The sequence below is a fragment of the Streptosporangium nondiastaticum genome (genome assembly GCF_003011965.1).
Classification (GTDB): domain Bacteria; phylum Actinomycetota; class Actinomycetes; order Streptomycetales; family Streptomycetaceae; genus Streptomyces; species Streptomyces nondiastaticus.
The window spans coordinates 1-6,605 of sequence record NZ_PXWG01000224.1; the positions used below are offsets into that span (position 1 = coordinate 1).

The 6,605-nt window shown below is 74.3% G+C and carries 6 protein-coding genes; 1 reads left to right on the forward strand and 5 read right to left on the reverse strand.

Going from position 1 to position 6,605, the window contains the following annotated elements:
* Positions 1 to 284 precede the first annotated feature (284 nt).
* Positions 285 to 1,292 (forward strand): LLM class F420-dependent oxidoreductase, encoded by a 1,008-nt coding sequence (locus tag B7P34_RS34460; protein WP_106682092.1) that lies wholly within the window; start codon positions 285 to 287, stop codon positions 1,290 to 1,292.
* A 20-nt stretch (positions 1,293 to 1,312) separates the two neighbouring features.
* On the opposite strand, the gene B7P34_RS34465 is transcribed toward B7P34_RS34460, so the two are convergent.
* The 5 genes from B7P34_RS34465 to B7P34_RS34485 form a co-directional block, all read right to left on the reverse strand.
* Entirely contained in the window at positions 1,313 to 2,728 is a 1,416-nt protein-coding gene (locus B7P34_RS34465) for a M1 family metallopeptidase (protein ID WP_106682093.1), read from the reverse strand.
* An 89-nt stretch (positions 2,729 to 2,817) separates the two neighbouring features.
* Complete coding sequence (locus B7P34_RS34470) at positions 2,818 to 3,630, reverse strand: maleylpyruvate isomerase family mycothiol-dependent enzyme (RefSeq protein WP_106682094.1); 813 nt, start codon at positions 3,628 to 3,630, stop codon at positions 2,818 to 2,820.
* Positions 3,631 to 3,727: 97 nt separating this feature from the next.
* Positions 3,728 to 4,267, reverse strand: a complete 540-nt coding sequence (locus B7P34_RS34475) for a hypothetical protein (RefSeq protein WP_106682095.1) — start codon at positions 4,265 to 4,267, stop codon at positions 3,728 to 3,730.
* A 138-nt stretch (positions 4,268 to 4,405) separates the two neighbouring features.
* Positions 4,406 to 5,488 (reverse strand): prenyltransferase, encoded by a 1,083-nt coding sequence (locus B7P34_RS34480; RefSeq protein ID WP_106682096.1) that lies wholly within the window; start codon positions 5,486 to 5,488, stop codon positions 4,406 to 4,408.
* On the reverse strand, positions 5,485 to 6,228 hold the full coding sequence (locus B7P34_RS34485) for a class I SAM-dependent methyltransferase (protein WP_106682097.1): 744 nt from the start codon (positions 6,226 to 6,228) through the stop codon (positions 5,485 to 5,487). Before B7P34_RS34485 ends, B7P34_RS34480 begins: the two co-directional genes overlap by 4 nt.
* Positions 6,229 to 6,605 lie beyond the last annotated feature (377 nt).

The window sequence follows — 6,605 nt, forward strand, 5'->3', positions numbered from 1 at the left end:
GCGGCCCGCCGGGGTTTCCCGGCGGGCCGCCGCCATTTCCGGGGCGCGTGCGGCTCTCCTGCCCGGACTCCTTGCGCGGGAGCCTCTTGTCCGGAGGCCGGTGAGCGGTCCACCGGACGTGCGGTCGCCGGTCGGCTGCAGGCCGTCCGTGGCCGATCGCGCAGTTCCCCGCGCCCCTTACGCGGGGCCCCGCCGCCTCCGCCCCTCTTGCCCGGGGCCCGGCGCGGGCCTACAGTCAGCGGACCTGACACGCCGTCAGTCATCTGCCCGCCGGGAGGGCCACCGTGCGGCTCGGACTCGCGCTCGGCTACTGGGGCCGCGGCCCCGACCCCCGCCACCTCGATCTGGCCCGGGAGGCCGAGCGGCTCGGCTACCACTCGGTGTGGACCGCCGAGGCCTGGGGCTCCGACGCCTTCACCCCCCTCACCTGGATCGCCGCGCACACCAGCCGCATCCGGCTCGGCACGGCCGTCGCCCAGATGGCCGCCCGCAGCCCCGCGGCCACCGCGATGCACGCCCTGACCCTCGACCACCTCTCCGGCGGCCGGCTGCTGCTCGGCCTGGGCCTGTCGGGCCCTCAGGTCGTCGAGGGCTGGTACGGGCGGCCGTTCCCGGACAGCCCGCTGACCGCGACGCGCGAGTACGTGGACGTGGTCCGCCAGGTGCTGCGCCGCCGGGCCCCGGTGACGCTGGAGGGCCGCCACCACGCCCTCCCCTACCGCGGCCCCGGCGCGACCGGCCTCGGCAGGCCGCTCCGCCCCATCACCCACCCCCTGCGCCCGGACCTGCCCGTCCTGCTCGGCGCCGAGGGGCCCCGCAACGTCGCCCAGACCGCGCGCATCGCCGACGGCTGGCTGCCCCTGTACTGGTCGCCGCTCCGCACGGACCTGCACGCCGAGGCCCTCGCCGCCGCGCCGCCGGGCTTCCTGGTGGCGCCGCTGGTCCGGGCCCGGGTGTGCGCCGACGTCGCCGAGGGACTGCTTCCGGTGAAGGCGATGCTCGGCTTCTACATCGGCGGCATGGGGCACGCGCGCCGCAACTTCCACGCCGACCTCATGGCGCGCATGGGGTACGGGGAGGAGGCGGGGCGGGTGCGGGAGCTGTTCCTGGCGGGGCGGCGCGAGGAGGCCGTCGCGGCCGTGCCGGACGCCTTCGCCGACGAGATCTCGCTCGTGGGGCCGCGCGGGCGGATCGCGGAACGGCTGGAGCTGTGGCGGGCGGGGCCGGTGACGGACCTGCTGGTGACGGCGCCGGACCCGGAGACGCTGCGGGTGCTGGCGGACCTGGTGTGACGGCGAGGCCGTCCCCCGCGTCACGGCCGGTCCGGCCGCCCCTGCCCATGGAGCCAGGGGCCGAAGACGCCGCCGAGGTTCTTCCCGGTGCGCTGCTGCCAGAACCGCTCGAACTCGGCGGTGTCGGCGTTGCCGTACTTGTGCTCGCTCACCCAGGCCCGGGCCGTGGCGAAGAACTCCTCGTCGCCGACGGCCTGCCGCAGCTTGTGCAGCACCATCGCGCCGCGGCCGTAGACCGGCGGGTCGGAGACCGTGGACGGGGCGGGGTCGGCGGGCGGGAAGGCCCAGATGCCGTCGCTCAGCGGGTCCTTGCCGGAGTAGTAGTCGTCGAAGGTGCGCTGGACGGAGCGGCCGCCGTGCTTCTCCTCCCACAGCCACTCCGCGTACGCGGCGAAGCCCTCGCTGAGCCACATGTCGCGCCAGGTGCGCGGGGTGACGGAGTTGCCGAACCACTGGTGGACGACTTCGTGGACGACGGTCACGTCGTCGGGCGTGGACTCGAAGTAGGGCTTGGTCTGGGTCTCCAGGGCGTATTCGATGTACGGGTTGTGGTCGACGACCGCGCCCGCGGAGGAGAACGGGTACGGGCCGAAGAGGTCGCTCGCCCAGGCGATGGCCTCGGGCAGGAGCTTCTCCAGGCGGGGCCCGGCCTGGGCCTCCTTGGGGTGCGTCGCGATGTAGAGGGGCAGGTCGCCGGCGCGGGCGGTGGTGACCTTGAACGGGGAGACGGCCACGCTCGCCAGATAGCTCGCCATGGGCTCGGCGCTGTGCCAGGCGAACACCGTCCGGTTCCCCTTGTCCTCCTGGTGCTGCAGCTCGCCGTTGGCCACGGCGGTGTAGCCCTTGGGGACGGTCACCTCGATGTCGTAGGCGGCCTTGTCGGAGGGGTGGTGGTTGCCGGGGAACCAGGCCATGGAGCCGGTGGGCTCGCCGAGGCCGACCGCGCCGTCGTCGGTCTCGACCCAGCCCTCCAGGGCGCTGCCGTCCTCGTCGGTGATCTCCTTCGGCGTGCCGTCGTAGACGACGACCGTCTCGAATTCATGCCCCTTGCCCAGCGTCTCGCGGGGCGTCACCGTCAGCTCGGAGCCCTTCCGGGACGTGCGGGCCGGGCGGCCGTCGACGCGCGCGCTGCGGACCTTGAGCCCCTTGAGGTCGAGGTTGAAGGAGCCGAGGTCCTGCGTCGCGCGGGCGGTGATGACGGCCGTGCCCTTGAGGTGGTTGCCCTCCGGTTCGTAGTCGAGGGTGAGGCCGTAGTGCCGGACGTCGTATCCGCCGTTGCCCAGGCGCGGGAAGAGCGGGTCCCCCGCGCCGGGCGCGCCGGCCTTGGGCGCCGCGGCGTCACCGGAGCCGCAGGCCGCCACGAGCACGAGGGCGGCGGGCAGCACGGCGGCCCGGACGAGCCTGCAGGACGCGGAGGATCTGGGCACAACGGTCATACGATGATGCTCTCATCCGACCCCGGGGCGGTCCGTGAGGACATGGCGCCACGGCCTCCGGCGGACGGCTCCCGCGGGCCGAGGGGGCCTCAGAAGACGGCCCGCTCCAGCCAGAAGTCGAGCAGCTCGCGGTCGCCGAGGACCTCGATCCGGTCGGTGTCGGCGGGCAGCCGGCGGAAGAGGACGCTCAGCACGTCGGTCATCGGCCCGCGGACGGCCACGGCGGCCTTCTCGTGGGCCCGCCGCCAGGCGACCCCGTCACCGGTGAGGTCGATGAGCCACTCCGCGTTGAGCTCCGCCGGGGTGTCGGTCGCGTGCAGGTGGAGGGTGCGGCCGGGGCCCGGCAGCTCCTTCAGCCGCGGCTTGAACGCGACGGCGGCGGGGAAGGTGAGTATCTCCAGCCACTCGTCGACGCAGTCCGCCGCGAGCTCGGCGTCCGCCGTGAAGGGGACGCCGACGGCGCCCAGGGCGTCGGCGCGGTGCATCAGCGTCTCGTGCGCCGCGCGGCGGGCCCAGAACGCGGACCGCTGGTCCTCGGAGAACGTCCACACGGGGCTGTCGGTGCCCGCCTCGCGCAGGACCGCCACCAGCGCCTCGGCGCCCTCGGCGAGCCAGGCGGTGAGACCCGGCAGGTCGTCCGCGGAGGGGTCGCCCGGGCCCGGGGTGGGGATGACCTGCCCGGCGGTGGACGGCGGCACGAACTCCATGACCCGGTCGCGCACGAGTCCGGTGGCCATGCGGTGGGCCTGCCCCACGTGCATCAAGAGGTGGCCGAGCGTCCAGTCCGGGCACGTGGGCACGGTGACGGACACGTCGGTGCCCTCGCCCAGGGCCGAGCACAGCAGGCCGGTCTGGTCGAGGATCTCGGAACAGTAGCGCTCGTGACTCAGCATCGTCGTCATGGCCTCACTGTAGGACGGCCCACTGACAACGGACCGGAGGGGTACGGAAGTTCAGATTCCGGACCGGTCTCTTCCGGGTAGACCGGCTTCTTCCGGATCAGCCCTTCTGGATCTCCGAGTACGAGGGGACCTTGTCGGTGACCGGCGCCCCGGAGTCCTTGCCCGCGTTCTTGACGCTGTTGATGACGCCGTCGAACGCGCCCGCGTCCCCGTCCGTGGCCTCGCCCTTGCGGAACTTGGTGGTGAGCCCCTTGAGCGACTCGACGCCCGCGCCGAGCGGGGCCACCGCCTTCGAGAGCAGGGGGTCGCCCTTGGCGTTGTTCAGCGCCGCCTTGAACCGGTTGTAGGCGAAGGTGCCCGCGAGGCCCGCCTTGACCAGGGCCACGGTCCGCCCGTCGGCCCCCTTCCTGAACGCACCGGCCCGGTACGGCTTGATGATCCACTGGTACGAGGCGCCCGCGGCGAGGCCGGCGTTGGCGGCGAACCGGGTCTTGGCGAACTTCTGCCGCTCGGCGGAGCCCGTGGGGCTCGCCCCGCCCTCCGCCGAGCCCTTCTTCCCGCCGCCGCAGCCCGTACCGGTCAGGAGCAGCCCGCAGACCAGGGGCAGGGCGACGACGGCAGCGGCACGACGGGTCACGGGGCGGCCTCCTGGGCGGGCGGGGGTGCCATGCCGTCAGCGTGCCGGGTGGCCGTGCGGCCCGCCACGGGGAGGGGCCCGTTCGGGGCCCCGGGAGCTCCCGGGAGCTCCCGGGGCTACGCCCCCGTGCCGGAGGCGCTAGGCGCAGCAGTCCGGCTCCAGGCCGGCCGGAAGCCGCTCCCCGCCGAACACCGCGGTCGTCGCCTCGTCGCCGCCGAGCGCCGCCGCCGCGAGGAGCAGCGAGCCCGCCGTCCACGTGGTGCGCTCCTCGGGCCAGACGGCGTCGTCGTCGTACACGTAGCCCGTCCAGTACATGCCGTCCTCGGCGCGCAGGTGCTGGATCCACTGCAGGATCTGCACGGCGCGGTCGGACTCCCCCATCACCCACAGCGCGAGGGCGAGCTCGCAGCTCTCGCCGCCCGTCACCCACGGGTTGGGCAGCACGCAGCGCACGCCCAGGCCGGGGACGACGAAGCGGTCCCAGCCCTCCTCTATGCGCTCCTTGGCGGCCACTCCGGTGACGGCGCCGCCGAGGACGGGGTAGTACCAGTCCATCGAGTAGCGGCTCTTGTCGAGGAACCGCTCGGGGTGCCGTCGTATCGCGTGCGCGAGCAGGCCCGTGGCCAGCTCCCAGTCGGGCTGCGGCTCCTCCCGGTGCTCGGCGATGGCCAGGGCGCAGCGCAGCGCCTGGTGGACGGAGGAGGAGCCGGTCAGCAGCGCGTCGGTGACGGGGGTGCCGTCGTCCTCCCGCTTCCAGCCGATCTGGCCGCCGGCCTGCTGGAGCCGCAGGACGAACTCGACGGCGGCGTAGACGGTCGGCCACATGCTGTCGAGGAAGGCGTCGTCGCCGGTGGCGAGGTAGTGGTGCCAGACGCCGACGGCGACGTACGCGACGAAGTTGCTCTCGCGGCCGCGGTCGGTGGGCTCGTCGGCGGCGCCGTCGGCGTAGGCGGCGTACCAGGAGCCGTCGGAGTTCTGGTGGCGGGCGAGCCAGCGGTAGGCGGCCTCGGCGCGGCCGTGCTCGCCGGCGGCGTCGAGGGCCATGGCCGCCTCGACGTGGTCCCACGGGTCGAGGTGGTGGCCGCGGAACCAGGGGATGGCGCCGTCCTCGCGCTGGGCGGCGGCGATTCCCGCGACGGTGCCGGTGACCTGTTCTGCCGTCAGGACGCCGGGCAGGACGAGGCGTTCGGTGCGGCCGGAGCCGCGGCTGAAGGTGGTCACGCGGCCACCCCGTCGCCGGCGGCGGGCAGGTGCGGCTTGGTCGCGTACGCCACGAAGCTCTTGCCGATGAGCGGGTTGAGGGCCTGCTCGGCGAGCCGGGTGGCCCGGGGCTTCTTCATGATGTCCCAGACCAGGAGCTTGTGGTAGGCGCGGACGGGCAGCGCCTTGTCGTTGTCGACGCCGAAAGCGCACTTGAGCCACCAGTAGGGGCTGTGCAGGCCGTGGGCGTGGTGCGTGCCGTACGGCTTGAGGCCGGCCTCGCGCATCTTGTCCAGGAGCTCGTCGCCGCGGTAGATGCGGATGTGGCCGCCCTCGACCTCGTGGTAGGCGTCCGAGAGGGCCCAGCAGATCTTCTCGGGGCCGTAGCGGGGCACGGTGACGGCGATCCGGCCGCCGGGCCTGAGCACGCGCACCATCTCCGCGAGCACGCCCTTGTCGTCCGGGATGTGCTCCATGACCTCGGAGATGATGACGACGTCGAAGCTGTCGTCGGGGAACGGCAGCGCGAGCGCGTCGCCCTCCATGGCGGTGGCGGTGGCCCCTTCGGGGGCCTCACCCGCCTCCTTCATGGCGGCGAACCACTTGGCGACCTCGCGTATCTCCCCGCCGTTGCGGTCCAGCGCGACGACGCGCGCCCCGCGCCGGTAGCACTCGAATGCGTGCCGTCCCGCGCCGCACCCCAGGTCGAGGACGCGGTCGCCTGCGGCGAGCGGGAAGCGGGAGAAATCGACGGTCAGCACGGGTATTTGCCTTCGGCCGGCGGGACGGGGTGGTTGTTCTCGAGTACGTACGGGGTCCGGCGGTGCCGGGACGCGGCGTCGCAGCCGGGCGCCGCCGCGGCGGGAAGCCCGTACCGTCGGCGGCTGCCGCGGCAACGACCCTCCGTCGCCACGGGCGACACGCGCCGGCGCCGAGACACGAAACCCGCGGCTCCGGACGTGGCGCAGCCACAACCCTCCGCCGCAACGGCGAACAAGCCCCGCGGCGCGGCCCGGCGGTGCCGTACGGCCTTGTCGCGGCTGGGCGGCGCCGCGGCAGGCGGTTCGTGTCGGCGCCGGAGCGCGGTGCCGGCGGGCACTACGCGGGCCGCCCGGTGCGGCGCGCGCCCGCACCGCCG

What these genes read in the sequence shown, in the direction of transcription:
- B7P34_RS34465 (WP_106682093.1), bottom strand. Translation starts at nt 2,728, where the DNA reads ATGACCGTTGTGCCCAGATCCTCCGCGTCCTGCAGGCTCGTCCGGGCC.
- B7P34_RS34470 (WP_106682094.1), bottom strand. Translation starts at nt 3,630, where the DNA reads ATGACGACGATGCTGAGTCACGAGCGCTACTGTTCCGAGATCCTCGAC.